Below are 23,080 nucleotides of genomic sequence, written 5' to 3' on the forward strand. Positions count from 1 at the left end.
TTTGCGTGACCCGAGGCTCGAGCCGAACATCCTTTACCCGGCAGCCGGCCGCTCCCGCAGGATCCGGTTCACCGCGCGGTCGAGGGCGGACAGGAACGACGACCGGTCGGCGCGGGAGAAGGGGGCCGGGCCACCCGTGATGGTGCCGGCCTCGCGGAGCGATTGCATCAGGTCCCGGGTCGCCAGCGTCATGCCGATCGAGGCCTCGCTGAACGGCTTGCCGGTGAAGGCCAGCACGGTGGCGCCGGCCTTCACGCAGCGCGCGGCGAGCGGCACGTCGGCGGTGAGCACGATGCTGCCGCGGCCGACGCGCTCGGCGATCCAGTCGTCGGCCGCATCCAGCGCCGATCCGACGACGACACGCACGATCCAGGGCTCCCGCGGCAGATTCAGCACGCTGTTGGCCACGACATAGACGGTGAGGCCGTAGCGCGCGGCGACCCGATAGGTCTCGTCCTTGACCGGGCAGGCATCGGCGTCGAGGTAGATCGGCGGCCGGCTCTCCTCCGCGCTCATCGCCGCGGCACCAGCTTGGAGGCGAAGCCCGCCAGGATCAGGAGCGCCCCGAGGGCGAACTGCCAGCGCTCGATATCGCCGCCGATCGAGAGGATGACCGCGCGGCCGATCACCACCAATCCGACCAGCGGCGGCCCGAAGCGCAGCACCAGTTTCAGGACGGTGAGCGCCGTCCAGGGCCCGGTTCCGGAGGACGCCATCAGCGCGCGGCCGCGACCCGGCGGGGAGCGGGCTCCTCGGCGATCCCCGTATCGACGGCACCACGCTCCAGCGTCGCCACCGCCAGCGGCGCGCCCCGCCCGCGCAGGGCGTGCGCCCCCAGCGAGCGCGCCCGCACCCCGGGCGGAAGCCGCGGCAGCCGGCCCAGGAGATCCTGCGAGATGAGGATGCCGACGCCGAGCGGACGGCACAGGGCCTCGATCCGCGAAGTGACGTTCACGGCATCGCCGAAATACGCGATCTTGTGGCGATCGACCCCGACTTCCGCGGTCACCACCGAGCCGCCATGGAGGGCCGCCCGCAGCTTCGGCACCGTGCCGAACCGGGCGATCCAGGCCGCCTCGTCGGCCTCGATCCGGTCGATGACGTCGAACACGCAGGTGACGCAGCGTGCGTCCTTCAGGCCGCGGCTCATGGGCCAGGTCACCATCGCGAGGTCGCCGATGTAATCGTCCACCGAGCCGCCGTTGCGGCGCACCGGCTCGGCCAGGGTGGCGAAGACCGCGCTGAGATATTCCTGCGCGCGCAGATCGCCATGCGTCTCGGCGAAGGCGGTCGAGCCGACCACATCGAGGAACAGGAAGATCCGCTCCTCGGCGACCGGCTTGTGATAGCGCCCGATCATGAAGTTCACGAAGATCTCGCCGCCGACGAGGTCGCGCATCCGGATCACGAAGACGAGGAGGCCCGCCACGGCCAGCGCGTAGGCGAGGACCCGGGCGGTCATCCGCGTCGCCACGGCGAGCTCGTCGCCGGTGAGACCGAGGCTCCAGACGATCAGGCCGCCCAGCGCGTTGCCGGCCACGATCATCAGCACGTAGGCGAGTTCCGCCGCGATTACGTAGAGCCAGGCCGGCAGGCGCCGGATCCGTGCCTGCAGCCCGGCCAGGATCAGGCCCCGGTCGAAGGCCAGCACGGTGGCGCCCATGCACAGGCCGTAGGTGAAGCCGGCGAGCGGCGCGGCGGCATCCGCGAAGATGACGTTGTAGAGCAGCCCCGCGCCGGCGGCGGCGAGCAGGATCAGACCCCAGAACATCCGGTGGGCCGGCAGCATCAGCGCGTCTCCCACTGGACCGAACGCGCGGCCGGAACGCGCGACGCCTTCCGGCCCGGCCCGAGCTTGAGCGGCTGCGTCCGAGGCGCGGCACGCAGCCTCGCGGACACCCTGGCAGCCTCATTGAGCGCGGCGTGAGACACTGGCCTAAAGTTTCGCACCGGAGCGGCGACCGCCCATTGCTCATCCCCCCAAGATGGCGCGAGTAAGGCGCGGCGGGCGTTCGGGCCTGCAGGCCGGGTCGCCCATCGCTCGGGCGGATGCGGGCTCGGCCCGGACCTGCAAGCCGACGCCAAACAACAACAACCATCGCGGCCGGGAAGGGAGCGCTGCCATGTATGCCAGGAGCTTCGGAACGACGCGCGTTTCTGTGCCGGTCATCGGCCAGGGCACGTGGCACATCGACGGGTCGGACCGGGCCGACGCGGTGCGCGCCCTGCGGGCCGGCATCGATGCCGGCATGACCCATATCGATACCGCGGAGATGTACGGCGATGCCGAGGCGATCGTGGCCGAGGCGACCACCGATTGCCGCGAGGAGGTTTTCCTCGTCTCGAAGGTGGTCCCGGGCAATGCCACGCGCCGGGGCGTCGTGCGGGCCTGCGAGGCCTCCCTGCGGCGGCTGAAGACCGATCGGCTCGACTGCTACCTGCTGCACTGGCCCGGGCAGCATCCCCTGGCCGAGACGATCGCGGGATTCGAGGATCTGCGCCGGGCGGGCAAGATCCTCGCCTGGGGGTTGAGCAACTTCGACGTCGACGATCTCGACCAAGTCCTCGCTATCGCGGGGCCGGACCGGATCGCCTGCAATCAGGTCCTGTATCACCTCAACGAGCGGGCGATCGAGCACGCGGTGCTGCCCTGGTGCGAGAAGCACGGGGTCGCGATGGTCGGCTATTCGCCGTTCGGCAGCGGCGAGTTTCCGGATCCCGCCAGCGCCGGAGGCCGCGTCCTCGACGGGATCGCCCGCGCCCACGGCACGACCCCCTACGCGGTGGCCCTGGCTTTCCTCACGCGGCTGCCCGGCACCTTCACGATCCCCAAGACCGGCCGTCCGGCCCGGGCGATCGAGAATGCCGCCGCGGCCGACCTGCATCTCGGCCCGGCCGAACTCGCCATGATCGACGCGCATTTCCCGCGCGGGCCGCGCCCCCGGATGCTGCCGATGTTGTGAGGAGCCGAGGACGACCGGCGTGGCGTGACCGATGTGGCGAGGGCGGGGGAATCGCGGTACCGCCGCCAAACCACGGCCGTCACCCCCGCGCCGACCGAAAGCAGCCGCCCATCATGCTGAAACTGCTCCTGCCCTCGTCTCTCGCCCTCGCGGCGGGCGTCAGCATCGTGATCCAGCAGGCGCTGAACGCCAATCTCCGCACGGCGCTCAACTCGGCCGCCCTGTCGGGCGTCGTGAGCTTCACGGTCGGGGTTGCCTGCATGGTGGTCTTCGCCCTCGTCGCCCGCGACCCGATTCCGTCCGCCGGGATGCTGGCGCGAATCCCCTGGTGGGCGTGGAGCGGCGGGATGTTCGGGGCGATCTTCATCGGCCTCGGGATCGTCCTCGTCCCGCAGCTCGGGGCCGGGACCTTCCTGGCGCTCCTGGTCACCGGCCAGATGCTCGCCTCGGTGATCTTCGACCATTACGGCTGGCTCGGCCTCGCCCAACGGCCGATCGACGTGCCGCGGGCGCTGGGCGTCGCGCTCCTGATCGGCGGCGTGGTCCTGATCCGGCGCTGAGCCGGACCTACCTATTCACCGATCCCGAACAGCTTCTCGACGAAGTTGCGGTCGTCCTTCGCGGGCGCCCGACGCGAGGGAGCCTGCTGGCGGGGCGCCGGGGCGGCCGGATCCCCGAAGATCTGGCCGAGGATGTCGGTCGGGGCGCCCGGTGCCGCGCTCGCCACCGAGGCGGTGGTCTCGGGCGGCGGCTTGCGCCAGCGGTTCAGGCCGGGCAGCGGCACCGGGTTCTGACCCTTCAGCGCCTGGGTCATGTAGGTCTTCCAGATCTCCGCCGGCAGATTGCCGCCGGTGACCTTCTTGGTGAGTTCGCCGTCGTCGTTGCCGAGCCAGATCCCGGTGACGAGGGTACCCGAATAGCCGATGAACCAGGCGTCGCGGAAATCCTGGGTGGTGCCGGTCTTGCCCGCGAGTTCCCAGCCCGGAATGTCGGCCTTCTTGGCCGTGCCGGACGCGAAGGTCTCGTGCATCATGGCGTTCATCATGCCGTCGGCATTGGCGTCGATGACCCGTCCGAGGCCGTTCTCCGAGCGCTTGTACAGGACCTTGCCGGCGGCGCTCTTCACGGAGGTGACGACGTACGGGATCACTCCGGTCCCGCCATTGGCGAAGGCCCCGTAGGCGCCGACCATTTCCAGAAGCGTCACTTCGGAGGTGCCGAGCGCGATCGAGCCGTTGGCCTGGAGCGGCGAGGTGATGCCCAGCCGCTGCGCCGTCTGCACCACGGTCTTCGGGCCGACCTCCTGGCCAAGCCGCACCGCCACCGTATTGAGCGAATGCGCCAGCGCGGTGCGCAGGGTGACCGGGCCGTCGTAGCGGTGGGAGTAGTTCTCCGGCGCCCAGTTGCCGATCCGGATCGGCGCGTCGTCCTTCACCGTCTCGGGCGTCGCCCCGTGCTCCACGGCGGCGAGGTAGACGAACGGCTTGAACGAGGAGCCGGGCTGGCGCTTGGCCGTGGTCGCCCGGTTGAACTGGCTCTGCGCGTAGTCGCGCCCGCCGATCAGCGCGCGGATCGCCCCGTCGGGCCGCATCGAGACCAGGGCGCCCTGGCCGACATTGAACCGCGTGCCCTTGGCGTTCAGCTCATCGGTAAGCGCCTTCTCGGCCAGGGCCTGAAGGCTCGTATCCACGGTGGTCTGGACGGTGATGTCGGTGTCGAACTTGCCGACGTAGTCGTCGAGCACGTCCATCACGAGGTCGGCGACGTAGTTGGCCGAGCCGCCGCCCCGGGCATTGGCGGGCCGGGCCGGCTGGGCCAGCGCCACCTTGGCGTCCTGCGCCGGGACGAAGCCGAGTTCCTGCATGGCCGCGAGCACCTGGGCGGCGCGGGCCTGGGCGGCCGGCAGGTTGCGGTTCGGGGCGAGCCGCGAGGGCGCCTGGACGAGGCCGCCGAGCATCGCCGCCTGGGCCAGCGACACCTCCTTGGCGGGCTTGCCGAAATAGCGCTGCGCCGCGGCCTCGACGCCGTAGGCGCCGGCGCCGAAATAGACCCGGTTCAGGTACAGTTCGAGGATCTCGTCCTTGCTGTACTTGTGCTCCAGCCACAGGGCGAGGATCGCCTCCTGGATCTTGCGCGAGGCGGAGCGCTCAGGCGTCAGGAACAGGTTCTTGGCGAGCTGCTGGGTGAGCGTCGAGCCGCCCTGCGCGACGCCGCGCCGGGTCAGGTTCTGGCCGATCGCCCGGAGGATGCCCACCGGATCGACGCCGAAATGCTGGTAGAAGCGCCGGTCCTCGATCGCCACGAAGGCCCGGGGCAGGTAGGGCGGCAGCTCCTTGATCGAGACCACCCGGCCGCCGGTCTCACCCCGGTTGGCGAGCAGCGAGCCGTCGCTTGCCAGGATCGCGATGTTGGGCGGCCGCTTGGGCACCGCCAGCTGGTCGATCGGCGGTAGCTGCGAGGCGTGGTAGGCGATGAGACCGGCGATGCCGATCACCGCCCACAGGCCGAGCACCACGGTGCCGTAGACGATCCGGCCGAGCCACGAGCGCCGCCGCCGGCCGGATTTCTTCGGGGACCGGCGCGCCGTGGTCTTGGCCGGGGCCCGCGTCGTCTCGCCCGCTCGCTTGCCCACGCGCTCTCCTGTCCCGGCCCGGTCGTCCCGGGACAGGCGCAGGTCGAGTTCGCCGCGATCCCGGACGCGCCCTTCCGGCACGTCGAAATTCGGCTCCATCCTGCCCCGACCCTTGGCCATGCATCCCGTCTTCGAACGATCCGACACCGGCGCGCGCGTGGATTGCGGCGCGACCCGGTTACCGCACGCGAATTGCGGCGGATTAGCGGGGAGGACGGACCGGACGCTCGATCACGCCCGTACCTCGACCGCGCACCCGGGTCATGACCGCTGCCGATGGCGACCCTGCGGTCAGCTTGGGGCAACACGGTGTCCAACCGGTTAAGCGGATGGGCGGGCGGCGGTGCGGACCTCTGGCTTTCGGGCGGTCACCGAAGGCAGCGCAGGTCGAAAGCGGCCTGCTCGCCGACCCCGACCTTCGGCAGAATGACTGTCCCGCGCCGTCTGCTTCGAGACGCCGGGAGGCGCACCGAAACGTCTTGGCTCCATTCAAACGAAGTGGGCGGGGATTTGCGACGATCGCGTTTCGGGCCTTAATCGGCGCCCCGGACACGGCTCGGAACCCGAATCCATGTTTCGATCGCCTTTGAACGCCCTCGCGCGCGGCACCCGGCATCGAACGCTCGCCAGCCGGCTCCCCTGGGCCGTGATGTGGCTCGCGCTCCTCGGCGTACCGACGCGCGCGGCGGACGACACCGCCCTCTGGACGGTCTACGAGACCGCCTTGAAGCGCGCGAAATACGTCGATCTCACCCACACGATCACGCCCGCGATCCCGGTCTGGGCGGGCTTCGGTCCCTCCACCTTCGCACGGGCGCAGGCCGGGGCCGATCTCCCGGATTTCGCGAAAAGGGGCGAGGCCTTCACCTTCGAGAAGAACGGCTTCGAGGCGACGCAATACCGGCTCGCCACCGACCAGCTCGGCACCCAACTCGATCCGCCCGCGCATTGGGCGCCCGAATACCCCGCCATCGACGAGCTTCCTCCGACCTACGCGGTGCGTCCGCTGGTCGTGATCTCGATCGTGGATGCCGTGCGGGCGGACCCGAACTACGCGCTCCAGATCGCCGACATCGCGCGCTGGGAGGCGGCCCACGGCCGTATCCCGGAGGGCGCCGTGGTCTTCGTGCGCTCCGACTGGTCGAAGCGCTGGCCGGACCCGGCTCTCGCGACCCTCAAGCAGTTTCCCGGCGTCTCGCTCGCCGCACTCAAGTTCCTGCACCTGGAGCGCAAGATCCTGTTCCACGGCCACGAGCCGCTGGACACCGACTCGACGCCCACGCTGGAGGGCGAGCACTGGCTCATGCACAACGGTTACGCCCAGGCGGAGGGCGTCGCCCATCTCGACCAGGTGCCCGAGGCCGGCGCCCTTGTCGCGATCGGCTATCCGAAGTTCGGCGGCGGCACCGGAGGCTACGCGCGCTACGTCGCCATCTGTCCGCCAGACTGGCCGCACGGCGTCGCGATCGGCCCCGCCGATGCGCCGCTGCCCAGATCGGACACACCCCTGCGATTCGACCCGGCGGCTGGCATGCGGATCCGTTGACCGACCGCCACCGCCGAGCGGGGATCCGTTTCGGAGCCGCGGACGCACCGCCGAGCGCCCGCAATCGATCGCGCGATGCCGGCGGAACTCCTTTGAACGGGGGCTCGCGTTCGGACAACGCTTTCGCTGCGCGTCCGCCCGATGACAGCTTAAGGCGATCGGGGCTCTAACCGGCCGCCGTCGGATCCTGGCCGAGCACCCGCCGCGCCTCGGCGAGCAGCACCGGGTGCCGGACCGATTGCGGGCCGGCATCGGGGGTCTCGCGGCCGAGCCGGGCAATGCGCGATTTGAACAGGCGCCGACGCAGCCCGAACCGGCCGATGCTGGCATTCAACGCCAGCAGAACGGTCCGCACCGCCTCGGTGCGTTCGCGCTCCTCGACGATCTCGGCCTTCAGCACGGCCTCGCGTTGCAGGGCCGCGTCGAGTTCGAGACGCACGGCGGCGCGGGACGCCTCGTCCTGCCGCGCGGCTTCGAGCTGCAGCCGGCATTCCTGCAGCGCGCTGAGGATCATGAGCTCCTGCGCCGACGCATCCCGCATTGGTTCCTCCCGACGCGCCAGTCCCGGTGGACAACCCGGCGCGCGCCCGATCCCTGTCACACGATATCGGTCCCGGCCTGCGACCGCGTGTGGACCGTCATGGGTTCGCCATACCGGTGCCGGGCTCTAGCCGGAAGCCACCGCGCCGCGATATCGAGGCCGCGATCAACGGCCAGAAAGGGATCGACGACGTGCGTTGCAGGATTGCCGTGGCCCTCGGGGGCCTCTTGCTCGGCCCAGCTCTTGTCGAGCCAGCATCGGCGCGGGTCGAGCAGCTCGACACGGTGAACCTGGTCGCCTGCGCCCAGGACGGCGGGGTGTGCCGGATGCCCTACCCGACCAATGTCTATTACGGCGTGCCCGGTAAGACCAACGGCCGGCCGTTCCCGCAGGGCGGCATGGTCCCGTGCAACAGCCAGACGTTCGGCGATCCCGCCCCGGGCCAGCCCAAGAGCTGCTGGTACGCGCCGCGCCTCAGCGAAACCCTCGGCGGCGGCCCACGCGCCCGTGATCGCGACCGCGACCGCGACGACGATTACGACGACCGTCGGCGCGACGATTACCGGCGGCGCGACGATTATCGCGACGGCCGCGACTACGACCGCCCGCGGCCGCGCCGGTCCTACGACGAGGATTACGGCCCGCCCCGGCGCAGCTACCGGGATGACCGGGACGAGTATTGATCGGTTGGCAGGGAGATCAGTCTCGCCGCCATATCCGGGCTGTTAACCGGCTTCCGGCATCGTTCGGCTCGCGAATCTTGGCTTCGCGGGCCGGCTGGAGGGTGCGATGACGGAGGATCGCCGCGGGGCATTCCGCAAGAATGCCTTCACGTTCGGCACATTGCTGCTCGCCTGCGGCGAGGTCGGCTGCCTCGTCTGGGACGCGACCGAGACGGGCGCACAGATCGAGGTCGAGAGCGATCAGGCGGTGCCGGACCGGTTCCCGATCCGCCTCGCCGAGGGCGCAGACCCGCGGCCGGCCGCAGTGGCCTGGCGGCGGAGCCGCCGGATCGGCGTCGCCTTCGAGGGCTGACCGCCGCCGCTCAGGTCGTCGCCAAGGTCGAGCGCGGCCGGGGCCGGGTCGCCAGCCGAAACAGCTTCGGGCGCACGAACAGCAGGTTGAGCGGCGTATCGCGCACCAGCCGCTCGAGTGCCAGCGGGAGCAGGAGGGCGGCGGCCATCACGATCAGCCCGGCCAAACCGATATCCGTCACGAGGCCGGTGCGGATTAAGACTTCTCGGGTCGCGGCCATCGGCAGCGAGAAGGCGAGATAGATCACGATCGAGCGTTGGCCGCAGATCCGCAGGGTCTCGGCCAGGACGCCGCCCGCCCGCTCGATCAGCGCAGCCGTGACCACGATCGCCAGCGCGCCGGCCGCACCGAGGGCGAGGCTGACCAGCGGCAGGCTGGCCAGCGTCGGGTAGACCGGGTTGCCCGTCGCCGTCAGGGCGAGCCATCCCTCCAGGCCGGCCCAGGCGGCGAGACCGCAGAGGGCGAGGCCGGCATGCCGGCGGGCATCCTCCGCCAAAGCGAAGATCCGGCCGGCGAACAGGTAGCCCGCCACGAAGTAGACGTAGCGGCCGCAGAACTCCTCGATCAGGGTCGCCTCGCTGCGGATATCGGCCATCTGCAGGAGGGCGGCCCCGGCCAGCAGGAGTGGCCCCGGGCATCGGCGCAGGGCCTTGGTCACCACCGAGAAGACGGCCAGCAGGTAGACGAACCACAGGCTGGAATACGGTTCGATCAGCGCGTGGGCGAGATGTGCGGCGAACGCCCCGGGCCCGGCCTCACCGACCAGGCTGCCGTATCGGGCCGCCGACTGGATCACGAGCCAGAGCAGGTAGAAATACGCGAAATGCACGACCCGGCGGTCGGCGAACAGGCGCCAGTCCCGGTCGATCACACGGCCCAGGAACAAGCCGGACAGGAGGAAGAAGTCCGGGATCCGGAACGGCTTGGCGAAGGCCACGATCGGGTGGAGGAACCCCTCGCCCCCCATCGCCAGGCCGGTGCCGATGACGGAATGCATCATCACCACCAGGAGGATGCAGATCCCCTTGGCGACATCGACCCAGGCCAGCCGGCCGTCCGCGTCCCCTGCCCCGCCCATCACGCCACTCCGAGACCGAGGCGAGCGTGCACCGAGAAGGTTGACGGGGATGCGTGAGCCGGGACGTAACCTCAGGATGTGCTGAGCGCCGGGTAAACGGCGCGCTCAGTCCCGGCGCCGGCCGGCACGCCGGTCCCGGGTCATGCGCGTGGCGGCGTAGAAATCGTCGGGCTTGCCGCGGATCCAGACCAGGAAGCGCGCGATCTCGGGATCGGCCCGCAGCGCGTCCACGTCGGCGAGGCGCTTGGCGATCTCGGCCTCGCTGTAGCGGGCATGGATCGCCGAATGGCAGATCTGGTGCAGGCGGACCGTGCCCTGGTGGGTGCCGCCCTTCAGCTTCGGGGTGAGGTGATGCAGGCTGGAGCGGGCGCGCGGCGGGATCGATCGGCCGCAGAGCGGGCAGACCGGGTCCGCCCGGGGGACGGCGCCGGGCATCTCCGGATCGTCGGCGTTCCAGCGCCGGGAGCGGCGTCCGACCAAGCGATCCCTCCTCTCAACCCGATCACGGCACGGCGCCGTCCGCAGGACAACAGGCCGCCCCGACGCGACCGCGAAACGCCGCCTCGGCCTCGCGATCCCGGACGCCGAAGATCGAGACGTGATCGCCCGGGACCAGCGCGAACCGCGCCCGCGGCCCCGCGGCCTCGGCCAACGCCCGCGCGAGCTTGGCCGGCACCACAGGGTCGTCGGTGCCCTGGACGATCAGGACCGGCTCGGTCCCGTCGCGGATGCGCAGGTCCGAGCGGTAGGTGTCGCGCAGGAGCCAGGACGGGGCCAGCGGGACATGCAGCCGCACGGCATGGGCGAGCGAGTCGAACGGCGCCTCGAGATAGAGCCCGATCGCTGCGATGCGCCCGGCCAGCGCGACCGCCACCGCGGCCCCCAGGGAATGGCCGTGCAGCAGGATCGGCGCACCCGGGGCCCGCTCCTGCACGGCCGCGATCGCCGCCGCCCCATCGCGGATCAGCCCGTCCTCGGTCGGCGTCCCGGTCGAGCCGGGATATCCCCGATAGGCGGGTGCCAGCAGGCCCCACCCGGCGGCCCGCCAGGGATCTGCGGCGAAGCGGGCGGCATGCGGCTCCGGCCGGGACCCATTGCCGTGGAAGCTGACGATGACCCCGCATCCCGGCCTCGGCGCCCGCCACAGGGCGAAGAGCCGCTCGCCGTCCTCCGTGGTCAGGGTGATCGGCTCGGTCCCGGGCGGGGTGAAGCGGCCGATCGCGGGCTCACCCTTCCAGGCGGCGCCGGGATAGATCAGCCGCCGCTGGAACACCGCGAGTGCGATGAGCGCGGCCAGATAGATCAGGGCCACGATGGCCAGCAGCAGGAGCAGGATGCGCATCGGCGATGTTCGGCGGCTTCAGGCGGCGAAAATTATAGCCGCGGTTCACCTGCCCGGGAGGCAAGTCCGATCCGACAGCGCGCGGCCTCACCGCATTGTCGGCGGTCCGCCGGAGCATTGAGACCGAGTCCCCCTGTCCTGTCAGCCTCCGCGCTTGACGCAGCATTGACAAACCCTTTGCCGGGGCCGAGTCTTGAACCGTTCCGAGGGGGGCCCTGCAGGGGGCTGAGATTGGGCACGCTGCCCTGACCCTTGAACCTGATCCGGCTCATACCGGCGGAGGGACGGGAACCTGCGGCTGCCTGCGTGCGGCCGGATCTCATCTCAGCCATCGCGTGGTCCGGAACACTCCAACACGAGGAGAGGCCCACGATGAACGCACCCGTTCTTCCCAAGGACGTGAAAGGCAGCCCGGAGACCGTGACCACCGGTCCGGTCACCGGATCGCGCAAGGTCTATGCGAGCCCGGCGGGCCGGTCGGACATCCGCGTCCCCTATCGCGAGATCGTCCTGTCCGATCCGAAAGAGGAGCCGGTGCGGGTCTACGATCCGTCGGGCCCCTACACGGAGACCGATGCGCGCATCGACCTCACCGCCGGCCTGCCCGGCGTGCGCGAGCCCTGGATCGCTGCGCGCGGCTACGCCGCCGTCGAGCCCCGCGCGGTCAAGCCCGAGGATAACGGCTTCGCCGGCGACAAGCTCGTGGCCCCCTGCCCGGCCGAGCGGACGATCCGCAAGGCGGGTCCCGGCCAGATGGTGACGCAGTACGAGTTCGCCCGGGCCGGGATCATCACCGAGGAGATGATCTACGTCGCCCATCGCGAGAATGCCTGCCGTGACGCGATGCTGGCGGGCGCCGAGGCCACGCTCGCCGACGGCCAGAGCTTCGGCGCCTCGGTCCCGCCGTTCATCACCCCCGAATTCGTGCGCGACGAGATCGCCCGCGGCCGGGCGATCATCCCGGCCAACATCAACCACACCGAGCTGGAGCCGATGGCGATCGGCCGGAATTTCCTGGTCAAGATCAACGCGAATATCGGCAACTCGGCCGTCACCTCGTCGGCGGCGGAAGAGGTCGAGAAGCTGGTCTGGTCGATCCGCTGGGGCGCCGACACGGTCATGGACCTGTCCACCGGCCGCAACATCCACAACATCCGCTCGTGGATCATCCGCAACAGCCCGGTGCCGATCGGGACCGTGCCGATCTACCAGGCGCTGGAGAAGGTCGGCGGTGATCCGCTCAAGCTCGACTGGGAGGTCTTCAAGGATACCCTGATCGAGCAGGCCGAGCAGGGCATCGATTACTTCACCATCCATGCCGGCGTGCGGCTCGCCCACGTGCCGCTCACCGCCCGCCGGGTCACCGGCATCGTCTCGCGCGGCGGCTCGATCATGGCGCGCTGGTGCCTGGCCGGGCACCGGGAATCGTTCCTGTACGAGCATTTTGACGAGATCTGCGACATCATGCGGGCCTACGATGTCTCGTTCTCGCTGGGCGACGGCCTGCGCCCGGGCTCGATCGCCGACGCCAACGACGCCGCGCAGTTCGGCGAGCTCGAGACGCTGGGTGAGCTGACCAAGGTCGCCTGGGACAAGGGCTGCCAGGTGATGATCGAGGGCCCCGGCCACGTGCCGATGCACAAGATCAAGGTCAACATGGAGAAGCAGCTGCGGGAATGCGGCGAGGCGCCGTTCTACACCCTCGGCCCGCTGACCACCGACATCGCCCCCGGCTACGACCACATCACCTCGGGCATCGGTGCCGCGATGATCGGCTGGTTCGGCACCGCGATGCTCTGCTACGTCACCCCGAAGGAGCATCTCGGGCTCCCGGACCGGGACGACGTGAAGACCGGGGTGATCACCTACAAGATCGCCGCCCACGCCGCCGACCTCGCCAAGGGCCACCCGGCCGCCCAGCTGCGCGACGACGCGCTCAGCCGCGCCCGGTTCGACTTCCGCTGGGAGGACCAGTTCAACCTGGGCCTCGATCCGGATACGGCCCGCCGCTACCACGACGAGACCCTGCCCAAGGACGCCCACAAGGTCGCGCATTTCTGCTCGATGTGCGGCCCGAAATTCTGCTCGATGAAGATCACGCAGGATCTCCGCGCCGAGGTGCTGGCGATGGAGGAGGCCGGCGAGGTGGTGGGCGCGTCGCCGATCATGTCCAAGGCCGAGGCCGAAGCCGGCATGCGGGCGAAGTCGCAGGAGTTCCTGGCCGAGGGCGGCAAGCTCTACGTCGACGCCGCCGAGTGAGGGCCGGGCACGCCCTGCCCGTTCAGGGCGGGGCGTGCCGGTCAATTTATCCTGATCCGGTAACCCGATCTTCATCGCGAGTCCGGACCGGCGGCGCCCATCCCGCCCGGCGGGGGGCGGTGTTAACGAACGCTTAGGCGCCAGATCCGCTGAATCCCCCGATCACAGGATCGTAGGAGATCAGCCATGGATATCCGTCCGCTCAGTGCGACGACGCCGGGGCCTCAGGGTCTCGACGCCCTCGCGGCATCCGCGGCCTCGGCCGTCACGCAGCAGAACACGCCGGCGCAGGACGCGACCACCCCGCTCGAACCCGCGGTGAAGCTCGACATCGCCCCGGCCGGCGACAAGGCGCGCTACATCCAAGATCCGGACACCAGTTCGATCGTGTTCCAGGTGGTCGATCCGAATTCCGGCACCGTGATCGACCAACTCCCGAGCGAGACGGCGTTGCGCAACCGCGCCTACGACGCCGCGCGCGAAGCGCGCGAGGCCCAGCCCGGAAAACTGTCCCGCGTCGCCTGACCCGATCCCGGCTCCGCACGTCACGTCGCGGAGGCCACGGGCCGCCGATCCTGTCGAAACCGCAAAACCCCGTTTGACGCCATCGCCGCGGGGCTGCTAGATCGGTCCCGTACACGGGCGCGCGGAGCCCCGACGGCGCTGCGGCCTCGTCGGTGCCGAGAACACCGCACCGATCGTGTCGCGGGCGTAGTTCAGTGGTAGAACGTCAGCTTCCCAAGCTGAATGTCGTCGGTTCGATCCCGATCGCCCGCTCCATCGTCTTTCCTGTCATCGTCGAACGGCCTTGCGAACCCGCATCAGGGTGATCGCCTGTCTGCGCCATGCAGACTATGCCCCCGCACGGCGCGCGGCCTGAAGCCATCCGGTTTCCGACGCGGCGCCCATGAGCCTCCCGTCTCTGCGCGTGCTGCGAAACGCGGAGGCGCCGCGTTCGCGGATCGGCCGCCGAACCGGATGGAACGGCCTAGCCAAGCTGCTGGTCGGGTCGATCACCCATCCGGCCTACCTCGATTGGCGGATTCGGCCCGGCACCGCGCCTCGATAGACTGCCCTTCGTAAGGAACCCCCGACACCTCCGCCCGACGGCGGCGATCGGGAGGTTCGGGACGGGGTGCGATGGCTTTGCGTCGAGACACGGCCGGCTTCGGGTTGGACCACGCCGCCGGGCTGAGCTGGCTCGCGACCGGCGCCCCCGGGGCGGCGATGGAGCGGGCCTCCGGACGGGGCGTGCGACGCCGGAACCGCCCCGCTGACTTGCCGCGCCTTGGGCTCGCCGCCATCCCGTGGATCCTGCTGATCCTGCTGGCGCCGTTGAGCGGCGAGCAGCTCAAGCTTCCGGGACTCGATAAGGCCGTTTGGCTCGGCGCCGACCTGGCCGCCCTGGCCTTCCTGGTCCTGCGGCGGGATCTGACCAGCACGCTGTTCGGAAGCCGGCCGATCCTTCTGCTCTGGCCGGCGCTGGCCATGCTGTCGGCGGCCTGGTCCCTGACGCCGGGTATCACGGCCTATCACGGCCTCCAGCTGCTCGCCACGATCGTGGCCGGCATCGCCATGCGCGCCACGGTGGGACTGTCGGGCATCGTCCGGATCGTCTTCCTCGGGCTGCTCGGGGGGCAGATCCTGTCGATCGTGCTGGGCGTGGCCGCCCCCGGCATGACCCGCGGGCTCAGCGGCGAATGGTCCGGCGTCTACTCGCACAAGAACGTGCTGGGCAGCCTGATGAGCCTCCAGCTCCTCTGCGCCGCGTGCCTGTTCCTCCAGGGCTGGCACCGGCTCCTGACCGGTGCCGCCTTTCTCGGAGCGCTGGGGCTGCTTGCGTCGTCCCATTCCGCCACCGCCCTCGTGGCCGGTGCCCTCGGGCTCGCACCGCTCGTCGTCATCATCGCTTGGCGCCAGGGAAACCTCGTCACGGGCTTCTGCCTCGGCGTGGCCATCGCGCTTGCCGGCATCGGCATCCTGATCGCGGCGACCCATGGGGCTGCCCTGTCGACGAGCCTCCTCTCCGATCTCGGGAAGGACACGACGCTCACCGGGCGTACGATCCTCTGGCAATTCGGCATCGACCAGTTCTGGCGGGAACCCTTCATCGGGATCGGCTACAAGGCCTATTGGGAAAGCCCGATCACCACGGCCCCCTACCTCCACTTCACCACCAAGCAGAAGGTCTGGTTCTTCCACAACAACTTCATCGACATCGCCGTGGCCTTCGGAACCGTCGGCCTGCTCGTCTTCGCCTGCGTCCTGCTCGACACGGCGCGCCGGATCGTCCGGCACTTCGCCCGCTCGCCCGGCTACGTGGAAGCCTGGCCGATCCTGTTCCTCTCGCAGATCACCGTCCTGATCTGTTTCGAATGCCCGCTCTTCGTGAACCACGGCGTGCATCAATTCCTGATGGCCGCGATCCTGCCGGTCCTGCGGTCACCGCGGGCGCGCTGACGATCCGCTGCCGGGCGCGTGAACCGGCGTCGAGACGCGCAATGGTAAGGCGCTCGAAGCTCCCACGCTTCGCGTGGCGTGTTTTTGGTTGCCCTTTCGTCAGATGCCGATCGTTAGCCCTGAACTCCGGTTTTTATAGTCCTACGGGCAGATTTACATATTTCGGTCACACCGAAAATCATGAACCCACCCTGCGTTTCCGGTCGTCTATTCAAACGCATACAGTCGTAAAATCTATTTCGCACAGAGCGGTCAGTTAGAAAAACCTCACCATCTCGATTACTGAATTCGATAAAAATTTTTATTGCAATACATCGGTAAATGCGCATTATTGCGCATCGAAGGTCGGTTCCATGTGCTGCATTGCAATATCCGCACCGCGGTATCGCGAGAGACATGCTTATATCACCCGGCATCTCCATTCGATCTGGGGGCCGGACTTCGAGATCATGGGCATCGACGGAACGATAGCCGGCCGCGACGCGTCGCCCAATTCCGATCTGACGCCGGAACAGATCGGCTGCGCCCTGTCGCATCTGGCGGCCTACGAGTCGGTGATCGCCCGCAAGATGCCCTGGGCGCTGATCGTCGCGGATGACGCTGTCCTGCCGCCCGACATTCACGACATTCTGGTTCGGGTCGAGGCAACCCTGCGCCGAGGCGATGTGGTGCTGCTTCACAATCGCCCGCCGCACAGGGCCAGCTTCAGCACCGTGGATGCCGTCTCGATCGGCGATTATCGGCTCTGCCTGCCGATGCGCATGAGCGGGCTCGGCACGAGTGCAGCTTACGTGATCACCCGGCAGGCCGCGGAAGGCATCCTGGCGGCGAACCGGCCGGTCGTGGCGGCCGCGTATGAGTGGGGGTACTTCTACGAGCGCAAGGCCGTCAGCCGGGCGCGCGTGATGTCGCCGAATCCCGTCTCGATCCATGCCTTCGATGCGCCGCTTCTTCCGGCCGGGTCGAACGCCCGCGGCCTCGTGAAGGGCAGCCGCCTCCTCCGGCCGTTCCTCGCTGCGAGCCGCAGGTTCCTGGACGCGCGCATGGCAGGAACCACAGTCTTCGTGGACGAAGCCTCGCCCTACGGGACCATGTCGCCGCAATAGCGTGCAGAATTCGGGCTCCGGTCGGGGCGCTTTGCCCGGCCGAAGCCCCGCACGAGACCGTTCAGTTCAGCTTCTTCGTCAACCGCAGGCAGAGGATGCCGGGCTTGTCCGCGCCCGGGAACGGATGGCGATCCGTCAGGCTGCCGTAGACGTCGTGATCGTCCCGGATCCCGAACACCTCAATGCGTGCGACGGTGAATTCGTCGAACTGGTCGACGATGCTCATGTCCAGCAGGTGCGGTTCGGTGACGGTCGGCGGATGGTTGATCTCGACGATCAGCAGGATCGTCCCGCCGGGCGCGCAGACGCGCTTGAGCTCGCCGACGGTGCGGCCGACATCCTCGACGTGATCGAGGGCGTTGAACATCGTGACGACGTCGAACCGGCCGTTGGGGAACGGAATGTTCTCGCTCGGCGCCGCGACGTAGCGCATCTGATGGAGGCCGCGATTGAGCTTCACGTAGGAATCCGCCAGCGGATCGAGACCGACCCGCTCCAGAGCCTCGGTGGCCCATTCCAGGCTTCCGACCGGGCCGCACCCGACATCGAGGACCCGTTTGCTGGCATAGAACTCGCGATCCAGGCCGAAGAACGTCGTGTAGAACGGCACCAGATGCGCGTTGTAGAAGCGCCCCTTCGACTTCCACAGGGTCTTGCGCCAGAAGGCCAGTTCGACCAGCTCCTTGATCGACGACCGCAGGGCGGGCCGCTGGGCGAGGAACCGGCCGGCGCTCTGCTTGATCAGCAGCATCTCATATCCTCCTGTCTCGATCGCGTCGCGCGCGTGGCACCCTTCGTCGCGTGGCCGGCGATCCCCTGAACTGTTCGCGCGCGTCATCTCGGTGATCGCCGGATCGGGGCGGTGAACTCACGCTGTGCCGGCGCGTCGGGCTCGGGCCACGAGCGAACCCATCTCGCAGGCGTTCGGGCGGCGAGACAGGTCATCCTTTCGGATAAAGACGCCGGGCCGCACGAGGTATCTGGGACCCGCCATGGGGCCGGTCGCCTGGACAACCGCGAACCCCGTCGCGCTGGCCGGACGATGCGCCAAAACGGAATGCGAAGCTTGGCTTTGTTCGCCGGCTCACACCGAAAGGCGTAGCCGGCATCCGCCGACTTTGCGCTTGGTCCGGACCGCGACCGTGGCACGCTCGCCGTCGAAGCACTGGACCGCTCGAGGATCGCGCGCACAGGGGTGATGCCCCTCCGCCGGTCCCACGGCCCCGCGCCTTCAGGAGCCACCCGGCCGCCGCGCTGCCGCTGCGTCCGCCACGCGAAGCTGGCAGCGAAGATTGACGATGATCAGATCTCTTTCAGGCGTGGATCCGAACGGTACCGTCCGGCTCCGGGAATCCCGGCTGGCGGGCACGGTCTCGTTCGCACAGGCGCGGCCCTACCTGATCCTGCTCGCGCAGATCGCCGCCCTCCTGACGATCATCAAGCTGTCCCGGGTCATCGACGAGCGGAACAACTATTACATCATGGTCCTGCCCTTGGTGCTCGCCGCCGCGATGCTCCGCCGAACCTATGCCGCCTCGGACAGGGCCGCGGTTCGGCTGCTTCAGTTGATCGGCGTGATCTCGGGCGCCTACGCGCTCGTTCACTACCCGCTCTTCCCGATGGTCGAACACGGTTTCAAGGCGACGATAACGCTTTGGGCCATCGTGGGCCTCTGGATCGCGTCGGTGGCGTCCGGAATCCTGTGCCTGCGCTGGCCGTCGCTCGGCGTCGTCGGGGCTGCCTATCTGGTCTGGAGCAAGCTTGCCGTCAGCCGGGTGACGGGCCTCTGGCACGGGCACATCATCGATGTCGTCCCCCTCGCGGAAGTCAGCTTCTGCCTGCTGGCCGGCCTCGCCGTCATCGCAGTGACCGATCGCGTGCGCGCCCGGCCGGACCTGACCGAGTCCGCGCGGGGGGACGTGGCGACGGCGAGCGCGCTGTTCTCGAAAATCCTGATCGCCGCGGCGATCAGCATCCATCTGGGCAACTACTACTCGTCGTTCCTGGCAAAGGTGACTTTGGATGCCGGCCCGACATCCTGGCTGCTCGCCAACGACCCTGCGAAACTGTTCAGCGTCGGTCTCGACAACAACCACGTGTTCTACGCGAGCTGGTCCTGGCTGGTGGAGGGCATGCGGACGGTCCTGAACCATGGCGGAGCGGTAACGAACGCGCTCATTCTGCTGGCGCAGGGCACGGCGCTGGTCGGCATCCTCATGCCGCGGCGCTGGCTCCTGCTGCTGCTGCTCGGCTTCGACGCGATGCACCTGTCCATCGTGATCGTCATGGGCGCCAATTTCGCCCCCTGGATCCTGCTGAACCTCGCGATCGGCGCCGTTGTCGTCAGCCGGCACTATCAGCGGCCGCCGCTGCTGGTCGGGATCCTCTCGGTGCTGTTCATCCTCACCGACAACAGCTTCATGACCCAGGCGCGGCTGGGCTGGTACGACACCGCCGCAAACAACAAGATGTATTTTCAGGCGGTCGATAAGGATGGCGGCCGCCACTACGTTCCGACGAACTTCTTCACCTTCTACTCGTATCCCTTCGCCCACATGGCCTACGGATCGCCGGACGCCGAGACCGCCTTCGCCCTCGACAACCCGAACGGCGGAACGCAGGTCTACCGCAAGGTGCTGGCCTCGCTGACATGCGACGTCCCGGTCCTGACCGCCCGGGACGGCGCCGGGCAGGACCTCTCGAAGAACGAGATCGACCGGCCCGCCGTCGATGCCTATATCCGCGGCTATCACAGCCTGGTCAGCAGAATTGCCGACACGCTCGGATCCTTCCCGCACGCCCTCTACCCGCATCACTTCTTCGTCCCGCTGCAGCACGGGGCGAGCTTCGACGGCGTGGCCCTGAACGACGTCGTCGCCTACATCTACCGGCGCGAATCCGTCTGCCTCGGCATGCAGGACGGCGTGCCGGTCCGGCGGCTGGTCTCGCAAGCCGAGCATCGGATCGAGCTGAGGCCATGAGCGACGCCAATCTGACGGTCGTCTACGACGGCGAATGCCCGTTCTGCAGCAATTACGTGCGCCTGATGGCCCTGCGCCGGTCGGTCGGCACCGTGGCGCTGGTCGATGCCCGGGCCGGCGGCCCTCTGGTCGAGGATCTGGCCCGGCGCGGCTATGATCTCGACAACGGCATGGTCGTGCGCCACGGCCGCAGCCTGTATTACGGGCCGGATGCTCTGGTCCTGCTCTCGACCTTGAGCGAGGACAGGGGCGCAATCGGCCGGGTGCTGTCGCGGCTACTCCGGAGCCCGACCCGCGCCCGCCTGCTCTATCCGGCGATGAAGCTCGGGCGGCGCGCGACGCTCGCGCTCCTCGGCCGCGGGCTGATCGCCCGGCCGGATCCCGGCCTGCCGCGCTGAAGCCTCCGGCCCGCGCAGCCGGTTTCAGAACCGTCGGCGGTCCCCCGGCATCGGCCTTGCTGGTGCTCGCGCGCCTTCCTTCGACGCGATACTCTCGACTTCTGGGCGTGGGCGGTGTGGAAGGTGCACCATCCGATCGCGATGCGCGCTGCCTGCCCGGGCCGGTGCGCAGCACAGAGGGGACGAGTCCGTTGGCCAGCGTGGACCTGAACTCCGATCTCGGCGAGGGCTACGGCGCCTACGCCTGCGGCGATGACGCGGCGATCCTCGGCATCGTCACCTCGGCCAACGTCGCCTGCGGCCTGCACGCGGGCGATCCCGAAATCATGGCCCGCACGTTCGCGCTGGCCAAGGACCGTGGCGTGGCGGTCGGCGCCCATCCCGGCTTCCCCGACCTCTGGGGCTTCGGACGGCGGCGCATGCCGTTCACCCCGCCCGAGATCGAGCGGCTGGTCGCCTACCAAGTGGGTGCCGCGCAGGCGCTCGCCGCCTATGCCGGCCACCGGATCACCTACGTGAAGGCGCACGGGGCACTCGCCAATCTCGCCGCCGAGGATCGCGCGGTGGCCGACGCGATCGCGAAGGCGGTCCGGGCGGTCGACCGGGACCTGGCTTTGCTCGCCATCGCGCTCACCGCCCAAGTCGAGGCGGGTGAGGCGTGCGGCCTCGAAGTCCACCAGGAAATCTTCGCCGACCGCGGCTACACCGAGGCGGGCCTGCTGATCCCGCGCAACCAGCCCGGCGCCCTGATCACCGAGGCCGATGCGGCTGCGGAGCGGGTCCTGCGCATGGTCGAGGGCGGGGCGATCCTCACCGCCTCGGGCAAGGCGCTGCCGACGCCGATCCGCTCGATCTGCGTTCACGGGGATTCCGCCCACGCCGTGGCCACAGCCCGGGCGGTGCGCGCCCGGCTGGAAGGCGCCGGCGTCACGCTGGCGCCATTCCGTCCATGAGCGACGCCGAGCACGAGCCGCGGCTGCTCGATTCCGGCGAGGCGGCGCTGGTGGTGGAGTTCGGCAGCACCGTCGATCCCGACATCAGCGATCGCGTCCTGGCCTTGGACGACGCCCTCGGCGCCGACCCGCCCGAGGGCCTGCGCGAGCGCGTGCCGACCTACCGCTCCCTGATGCTCCACTACGATCCGCTGGTGCTCGATCGGGAGACGCTCGTCGCCCGCGTCCGCACGCTGGCCGCACGGACCTCCGCGCGCGCCGGCACGGCGACCCTCTGGACGTTGCCCTGCTGCTACGACGCCCCGCACGGGGAGGATATCGGCCAGGTCGCCGAGCGCACCGGCCTGTCGCCCGATGCTGTGGTGGCCACCCATGCGGGCGCGACCTATCGGGTCTACATGTACGGGTTCGCGCCGGGCTTCGCCTATCTCGGCGGCCTGCCCAAGTCTCTGGCAGTACCCCGGCGGGCGAGCCCGCGTCCGCCGCATCCCCGCAACGCCGTGGTGATCGGCGGCGGCCTCGCCGCGGTGGCGACCGTGCCGATGCCGACCGGCTGGTACGTGATCGGCGCGACGCCGGCCCGGCTCTACGCTCCGGAACGCGACGAGAGCTTCTTCGTGGGCGCCGGCGACCTGATCCGGTTCGAGCCGGTCGATGCCGCAACCTTCGCTGCGCTGGATGCCCGGGAAGCGGCCGGCGAGCGTGTCGCCCGTCGCGAGGAGGCTCGTCGATGACCGCCCTGGTCGTCGAGGCCGCGGGCCCCGGCATCACGCTGCAGGATGGCGGCCGGCACGGCTACCTGCGCTACGGCATCACGGCCGCGGGTCCGATGGATCCTCTGATGCACGCGACCGCCAACCGCGCGGTGGGCAATCCCCTGGACGCCACCGCGATCGAGGTTTCCACCGGCGGCCTGACGGTGACGGCCGAGCGAGGCGCTGTCGGGATCGCGATGGTGTCCCGGAGCTTCAGGATCGCCCTCGACGGCGCGGCCCTGCCGGATGCCGTGGCGGTGACGCTCGAACCCGGCCAGACGCTGACGGTCCGCGCGGGCGCTTCGGGCGCCTGGGGCTACCTCGCCGTGCGCGGGCGCATCGACGTGGCGCCGGTTCTCGGATCGACCGCGACGCATACCCGCTCCGGCCTCGGCGGGCTGAATGGGCGCGGGCTCGCGGCCGGCGACCGCCTTCCCGTGGCCGAGGCCAGGCCCGGCGAGGTCTCCCCGCACCGGCTGATCGCCCCCTGGCTCGACCGGGATCCCAAAGAGATCCGGGTCGTGCTCGGCCCGCAGGACGACTATTTCGCCCCCGACCAGATCGCCGCCTTCCTGGCCGGCCCCTGGAGCGTCTCGCCGCGCGGCGACCGCATGGCCTGTTTCCTGGACGGGACCCCGCTCAAACACGCCAAGGGCCACGACATCGTCTCGGACGGCGTGGCGATGGGGGCGATCCAGGTGCCTGGCAACGGCCTGCCGATCATCCTGATGGCCGACCGGCAATCCACCGGCGGCTATCCGAAGATCGCCACCGTGATCGGCCCGGATCTCGGGCGCCTCGCGCAGGCGCAGGGCGGGACGCTCCTGTCGTTCCGGAGCGTCACCGTCGCGGAAGCGGTGGCCGCGCGCCGGGCCGAGCGCGACACGCTGCGCGAGCCGGTGCCGCGCGAGCCTGTCGTGCGGTCGGATTTCGCGTCGGATTTCCTGCTCGGGCTCAACCTCGTCGACGGCGTCACCGATGGGCGCGCGTGATCGACGGGGCGCAGGGTGGTTCACCGCGCCGCAGGACCG

General features: G+C 69.6%; 23 protein-coding genes, 1 tRNA gene and 1 riboswitch. Of the genes, 15 read left to right on the top strand and 9 right to left on the bottom strand.

Annotation, left to right across the window (positions count from 1 at the left end):
• Nucleotides 1-33 precede the first annotated feature (33 nt).
• Genes BMZ47_RS07815 through BMZ47_RS07825 form a run of 3 tightly spaced genes read right to left on the bottom strand, consistent with a single transcriptional unit; the run spans nt 34 to nt 1,789 of the window.
• Complete coding sequence (locus BMZ47_RS07815; RefSeq protein WP_091860396.1) at nt 34-516, bottom strand: YaiI/YqxD family protein; 483 nt, start codon at nt 514-516, stop codon at nt 34-36.
• On the bottom strand, nt 513-716 hold the full coding sequence (locus tag BMZ47_RS07820; RefSeq protein ID WP_091860398.1) for a hypothetical protein: 204 nt from the start codon (nt 714-716) through the stop codon (nt 513-515). The genes BMZ47_RS07815 and BMZ47_RS07820 overlap by 4 nt, the downstream gene beginning before the upstream one ends.
• Nucleotides 716-1,789 carry an adenylate/guanylate cyclase domain-containing protein gene (locus BMZ47_RS07825; RefSeq protein ID WP_007561364.1) on the bottom strand — a complete coding sequence of 358 codons (1,074 nt, stop codon included), beginning with the start codon at nt 1,787-1,789 and terminating at the stop codon, nt 716-718. Before BMZ47_RS07825 ends, BMZ47_RS07820 begins: the two co-directional genes overlap by 1 nt.
• 334 nt (nt 1,790-2,123) lie before the next feature.
• On the opposite strand from BMZ47_RS07825, the gene BMZ47_RS07830 reads away from it, so the two are divergent.
• The gene (locus tag BMZ47_RS07830) at nt 2,124-2,963 is read left to right on the top strand and encodes an aldo/keto reductase (RefSeq protein ID WP_091860401.1); all 840 of its coding nucleotides are present in this window, start codon (nt 2,124-2,126) and stop codon (nt 2,961-2,963) included.
• 113 nt (nt 2,964-3,076) lie between these two features.
• Nucleotides 3,077-3,523, top strand: coding sequence for a DMT family transporter (locus BMZ47_RS07835; protein ID WP_091860404.1), 447 nt, complete (start codon nt 3,077-3,079; stop codon nt 3,521-3,523).
• A gap of 11 nt (nt 3,524-3,534) precedes the next feature.
• Here BMZ47_RS07835 and BMZ47_RS07840 read toward each other — a convergent pair whose 3' ends face one another.
• Nucleotides 3,535-5,715 carry a transglycosylase domain-containing protein gene (locus BMZ47_RS07840; protein ID WP_091860407.1) on the bottom strand — a complete coding sequence of 727 codons (2,181 nt, stop codon included), beginning with the start codon at nt 5,713-5,715 and terminating at the stop codon, nt 3,535-3,537.
• A 451-nt stretch (nt 5,716-6,166) separates the two neighbouring features.
• On the opposite strand from BMZ47_RS07840, the gene BMZ47_RS07845 reads away from it, so the two are divergent.
• On the top strand, nt 6,167-7,141 hold the full coding sequence (locus tag BMZ47_RS07845) for a cyclase family protein (RefSeq protein ID WP_091860411.1): 975 nt from the start codon (nt 6,167-6,169) through the stop codon (nt 7,139-7,141).
• Nucleotides 7,142-7,307: 166 nt separating this feature from the next.
• Here BMZ47_RS07845 and BMZ47_RS07850 read toward each other — a convergent pair whose 3' ends face one another.
• Nucleotides 7,308-7,655, bottom strand: a complete 348-nt coding sequence (locus BMZ47_RS07850) for an ATP-dependent helicase (RefSeq protein ID WP_244536756.1) — start codon at nt 7,653-7,655, stop codon at nt 7,308-7,310.
• Between the two features lie 218 nt (nt 7,656-7,873).
• Between BMZ47_RS07850 and BMZ47_RS07855 the strand changes: the two genes are divergently transcribed.
• Together BMZ47_RS07855 and BMZ47_RS07860 are read left to right on the top strand one after the other, a co-directional pair.
• On the top strand, nt 7,874-8,365 hold the full coding sequence (locus BMZ47_RS07855; RefSeq protein WP_167369007.1) for a hypothetical protein: 492 nt from the start codon (nt 7,874-7,876) through the stop codon (nt 8,363-8,365).
• A 106-nt stretch (nt 8,366-8,471) separates the two neighbouring features.
• On the top strand, nt 8,472-8,717 hold the full coding sequence (locus BMZ47_RS07860; RefSeq protein WP_007561348.1) for a hypothetical protein: 246 nt from the start codon (nt 8,472-8,474) through the stop codon (nt 8,715-8,717).
• Between the two features lie 10 nt (nt 8,718-8,727).
• Here BMZ47_RS07860 and BMZ47_RS07865 read toward each other — a convergent pair whose 3' ends face one another.
• The 3 genes from BMZ47_RS07865 to BMZ47_RS07875 form a co-directional block, all read right to left on the bottom strand.
• Nucleotides 8,728-9,795: an acyltransferase family protein gene (locus tag BMZ47_RS07865; protein ID WP_091860420.1), complete on the bottom strand. Its 1,068-nt coding sequence runs from the start codon at nt 9,793-9,795 to the stop codon at nt 8,728-8,730.
• A 105-nt stretch (nt 9,796-9,900) separates the two neighbouring features.
• Nucleotides 9,901-10,275, bottom strand: a complete 375-nt coding sequence (locus tag BMZ47_RS07870) for an HNH endonuclease family protein (RefSeq protein WP_007561344.1) — start codon at nt 10,273-10,275, stop codon at nt 9,901-9,903.
• A 22-nt stretch (nt 10,276-10,297) separates the two neighbouring features.
• Nucleotides 10,298-11,137, bottom strand: coding sequence for an alpha/beta hydrolase (locus BMZ47_RS07875; RefSeq protein WP_091860423.1), 840 nt, complete (start codon nt 11,135-11,137; stop codon nt 10,298-10,300).
• A 196-nt stretch (nt 11,138-11,333) separates the two neighbouring features.
• Nucleotides 11,334-11,439: riboswitch (TPP riboswitch) on the top strand.
• 70 nt (nt 11,440-11,509) lie between these two features.
• On the opposite strand from BMZ47_RS07875, the gene thiC reads away from it, so the two are divergent.
• The 5 genes from thiC to BMZ47_RS07900 all read left to right on the top strand — a co-directional run bounded on the left by thiC (nt 11,510) and on the right by BMZ47_RS07900 (nt 16,962).
• Nucleotides 11,510-13,396: a phosphomethylpyrimidine synthase ThiC gene (gene thiC, locus BMZ47_RS07880; protein WP_007561340.1), complete on the top strand. Its 1,887-nt coding sequence runs from the start codon at nt 11,510-11,512 to the stop codon at nt 13,394-13,396.
• A 186-nt stretch (nt 13,397-13,582) separates the two neighbouring features.
• Entirely contained in the window at nt 13,583-13,921 is a 339-nt protein-coding gene (locus BMZ47_RS07885; protein ID WP_007561339.1) for a flagellar protein FlaG, read from the top strand.
• Nucleotides 13,922-14,101: 180 nt separating this feature from the next.
• Nucleotides 14,102-14,176, top strand: a tRNA-Gly gene (locus BMZ47_RS07890).
• A 360-nt stretch (nt 14,177-14,536) separates the two neighbouring features.
• The gene (locus BMZ47_RS07895; protein WP_091860426.1) at nt 14,537-15,856 is read left to right on the top strand and encodes an O-antigen ligase family protein; all 1,320 of its coding nucleotides are present in this window, start codon (nt 14,537-14,539) and stop codon (nt 15,854-15,856) included.
• A gap of 449 nt (nt 15,857-16,305) precedes the next feature.
• Nucleotides 16,306-16,962: a glycosyltransferase family 25 protein gene (locus tag BMZ47_RS07900; RefSeq protein WP_091860429.1), complete on the top strand. Its 657-nt coding sequence runs from the start codon at nt 16,306-16,308 to the stop codon at nt 16,960-16,962.
• Nucleotides 16,963-17,023: 61 nt separating this feature from the next.
• On the opposite strand, the gene BMZ47_RS07905 is transcribed toward BMZ47_RS07900, so the two are convergent.
• Complete coding sequence (locus tag BMZ47_RS07905) at nt 17,024-17,713, bottom strand: class I SAM-dependent methyltransferase (protein ID WP_167369009.1); 690 nt, start codon at nt 17,711-17,713, stop codon at nt 17,024-17,026.
• 547 nt (nt 17,714-18,260) lie between these two features.
• Between BMZ47_RS07905 and BMZ47_RS07910 the strand changes: the two genes are divergently transcribed.
• From BMZ47_RS07910 to BMZ47_RS07930, 5 genes are all read left to right on the top strand, one after another.
• A complete protein-coding gene (locus BMZ47_RS07910; protein ID WP_091860435.1) occupies nt 18,261-19,943 on the top strand; it encodes a hypothetical protein in 1,683 nt (560 codons plus the stop codon).
• The gene (locus BMZ47_RS07915) at nt 19,940-20,341 is read left to right on the top strand and encodes a DCC1-like thiol-disulfide oxidoreductase family protein (protein ID WP_050733844.1); all 402 of its coding nucleotides are present in this window, start codon (nt 19,940-19,942) and stop codon (nt 20,339-20,341) included. The genes BMZ47_RS07910 and BMZ47_RS07915 overlap by 4 nt, the downstream gene beginning before the upstream one ends.
• Nucleotides 20,342-20,532: 191 nt before the next feature.
• The gene (locus BMZ47_RS07920; protein ID WP_091860438.1) at nt 20,533-21,294 is read left to right on the top strand and encodes a 5-oxoprolinase subunit PxpA; all 762 of its coding nucleotides are present in this window, start codon (nt 20,533-20,535) and stop codon (nt 21,292-21,294) included.
• Complete coding sequence (locus BMZ47_RS07925) at nt 21,291-22,028, top strand: 5-oxoprolinase subunit B family protein (RefSeq protein WP_091860441.1); 738 nt, start codon at nt 21,291-21,293, stop codon at nt 22,026-22,028. Before BMZ47_RS07920 ends, BMZ47_RS07925 begins: the two co-directional genes overlap by 4 nt.
• The gene (locus tag BMZ47_RS07930; protein WP_091860444.1) at nt 22,025-23,041 is read left to right on the top strand and encodes a 5-oxoprolinase subunit C family protein; all 1,017 of its coding nucleotides are present in this window, start codon (nt 22,025-22,027) and stop codon (nt 23,039-23,041) included. The genes BMZ47_RS07925 and BMZ47_RS07930 overlap by 4 nt, the downstream gene beginning before the upstream one ends.
• Nucleotides 23,042-23,080 lie beyond the last annotated feature (39 nt).

The sequence above is a fragment of the Methylobacterium brachiatum genome, from assembly GCF_900113845.1.
Taxonomy (GTDB): domain Bacteria; phylum Pseudomonadota; class Alphaproteobacteria; order Rhizobiales; family Beijerinckiaceae; genus Methylobacterium; species Methylobacterium brachiatum.

Coding starts and splice junctions, on each gene's coding strand:
- BMZ47_RS07815 (WP_091860396.1), bottom strand. CDS start 516: ATGAGCGCGGAGGAGAGCCGGCCGCCGATCTACCTCGACGCCGATGCC.
- BMZ47_RS07820 (WP_091860398.1), bottom strand. CDS start 716: ATGGCGTCCTCCGGAACCGGGCCCTGGACGGCGCTCACCGTCCTGAAA.
- BMZ47_RS07825 (WP_007561364.1), bottom strand. CDS start 1,789: ATGCTGCCGGCCCACCGGATGTTCTGGGGTCTGATCCTGCTCGCCGCC.
- BMZ47_RS07830 (WP_091860401.1), top strand. CDS start 2,124: ATGTATGCCAGGAGCTTCGGAACGACGCGCGTTTCTGTGCCGGTCATC.
- BMZ47_RS07835 (WP_091860404.1), top strand. CDS start 3,077: ATGCTGAAACTGCTCCTGCCCTCGTCTCTCGCCCTCGCGGCGGGCGTC.
- BMZ47_RS07840 (WP_091860407.1), bottom strand. CDS start 5,715: ATGGCCAAGGGTCGGGGCAGGATGGAGCCGAATTTCGACGTGCCGGAA.
- BMZ47_RS07845 (WP_091860411.1), top strand. CDS start 6,167: ATGTTTCGATCGCCTTTGAACGCCCTCGCGCGCGGCACCCGGCATCGA.
- BMZ47_RS07850 (WP_244536756.1), bottom strand. CDS start 7,655: ATGATCCTCAGCGCGCTGCAGGAATGCCGGCTGCAGCTCGAAGCCGCG.
- BMZ47_RS07860 (WP_007561348.1), top strand. CDS start 8,472: ATGACGGAGGATCGCCGCGGGGCATTCCGCAAGAATGCCTTCACGTTC.
- BMZ47_RS07865 (WP_091860420.1), bottom strand. CDS start 9,795: ATGGGCGGGGCAGGGGACGCGGACGGCCGGCTGGCCTGGGTCGATGTC.
- BMZ47_RS07875 (WP_091860423.1), bottom strand. CDS start 11,137: ATGCGCATCCTGCTCCTGCTGCTGGCCATCGTGGCCCTGATCTATCTG.
- thiC (WP_007561340.1), top strand. CDS start 11,510: ATGAACGCACCCGTTCTTCCCAAGGACGTGAAAGGCAGCCCGGAGACC.
- BMZ47_RS07885 (WP_007561339.1), top strand. CDS start 13,583: ATGGATATCCGTCCGCTCAGTGCGACGACGCCGGGGCCTCAGGGTCTC.
- BMZ47_RS07895 (WP_091860426.1), top strand. CDS start 14,537: ATGGCTTTGCGTCGAGACACGGCCGGCTTCGGGTTGGACCACGCCGCC.
- BMZ47_RS07900 (WP_091860429.1), top strand. CDS start 16,306: ATGGGCATCGACGGAACGATAGCCGGCCGCGACGCGTCGCCCAATTCC.
- BMZ47_RS07905 (WP_167369009.1), bottom strand. CDS start 17,713: ATGCTGCTGATCAAGCAGAGCGCCGGCCGGTTCCTCGCCCAGCGGCCC.
- BMZ47_RS07910 (WP_091860435.1), top strand. CDS start 18,261: ATGATCAGATCTCTTTCAGGCGTGGATCCGAACGGTACCGTCCGGCTC.
- BMZ47_RS07915 (WP_050733844.1), top strand. CDS start 19,940: ATGAGCGACGCCAATCTGACGGTCGTCTACGACGGCGAATGCCCGTTC.
- BMZ47_RS07925 (WP_091860441.1), top strand. CDS start 21,291: ATGAGCGACGCCGAGCACGAGCCGCGGCTGCTCGATTCCGGCGAGGCG.
- BMZ47_RS07930 (WP_091860444.1), top strand. CDS start 22,025: ATGACCGCCCTGGTCGTCGAGGCCGCGGGCCCCGGCATCACGCTGCAG.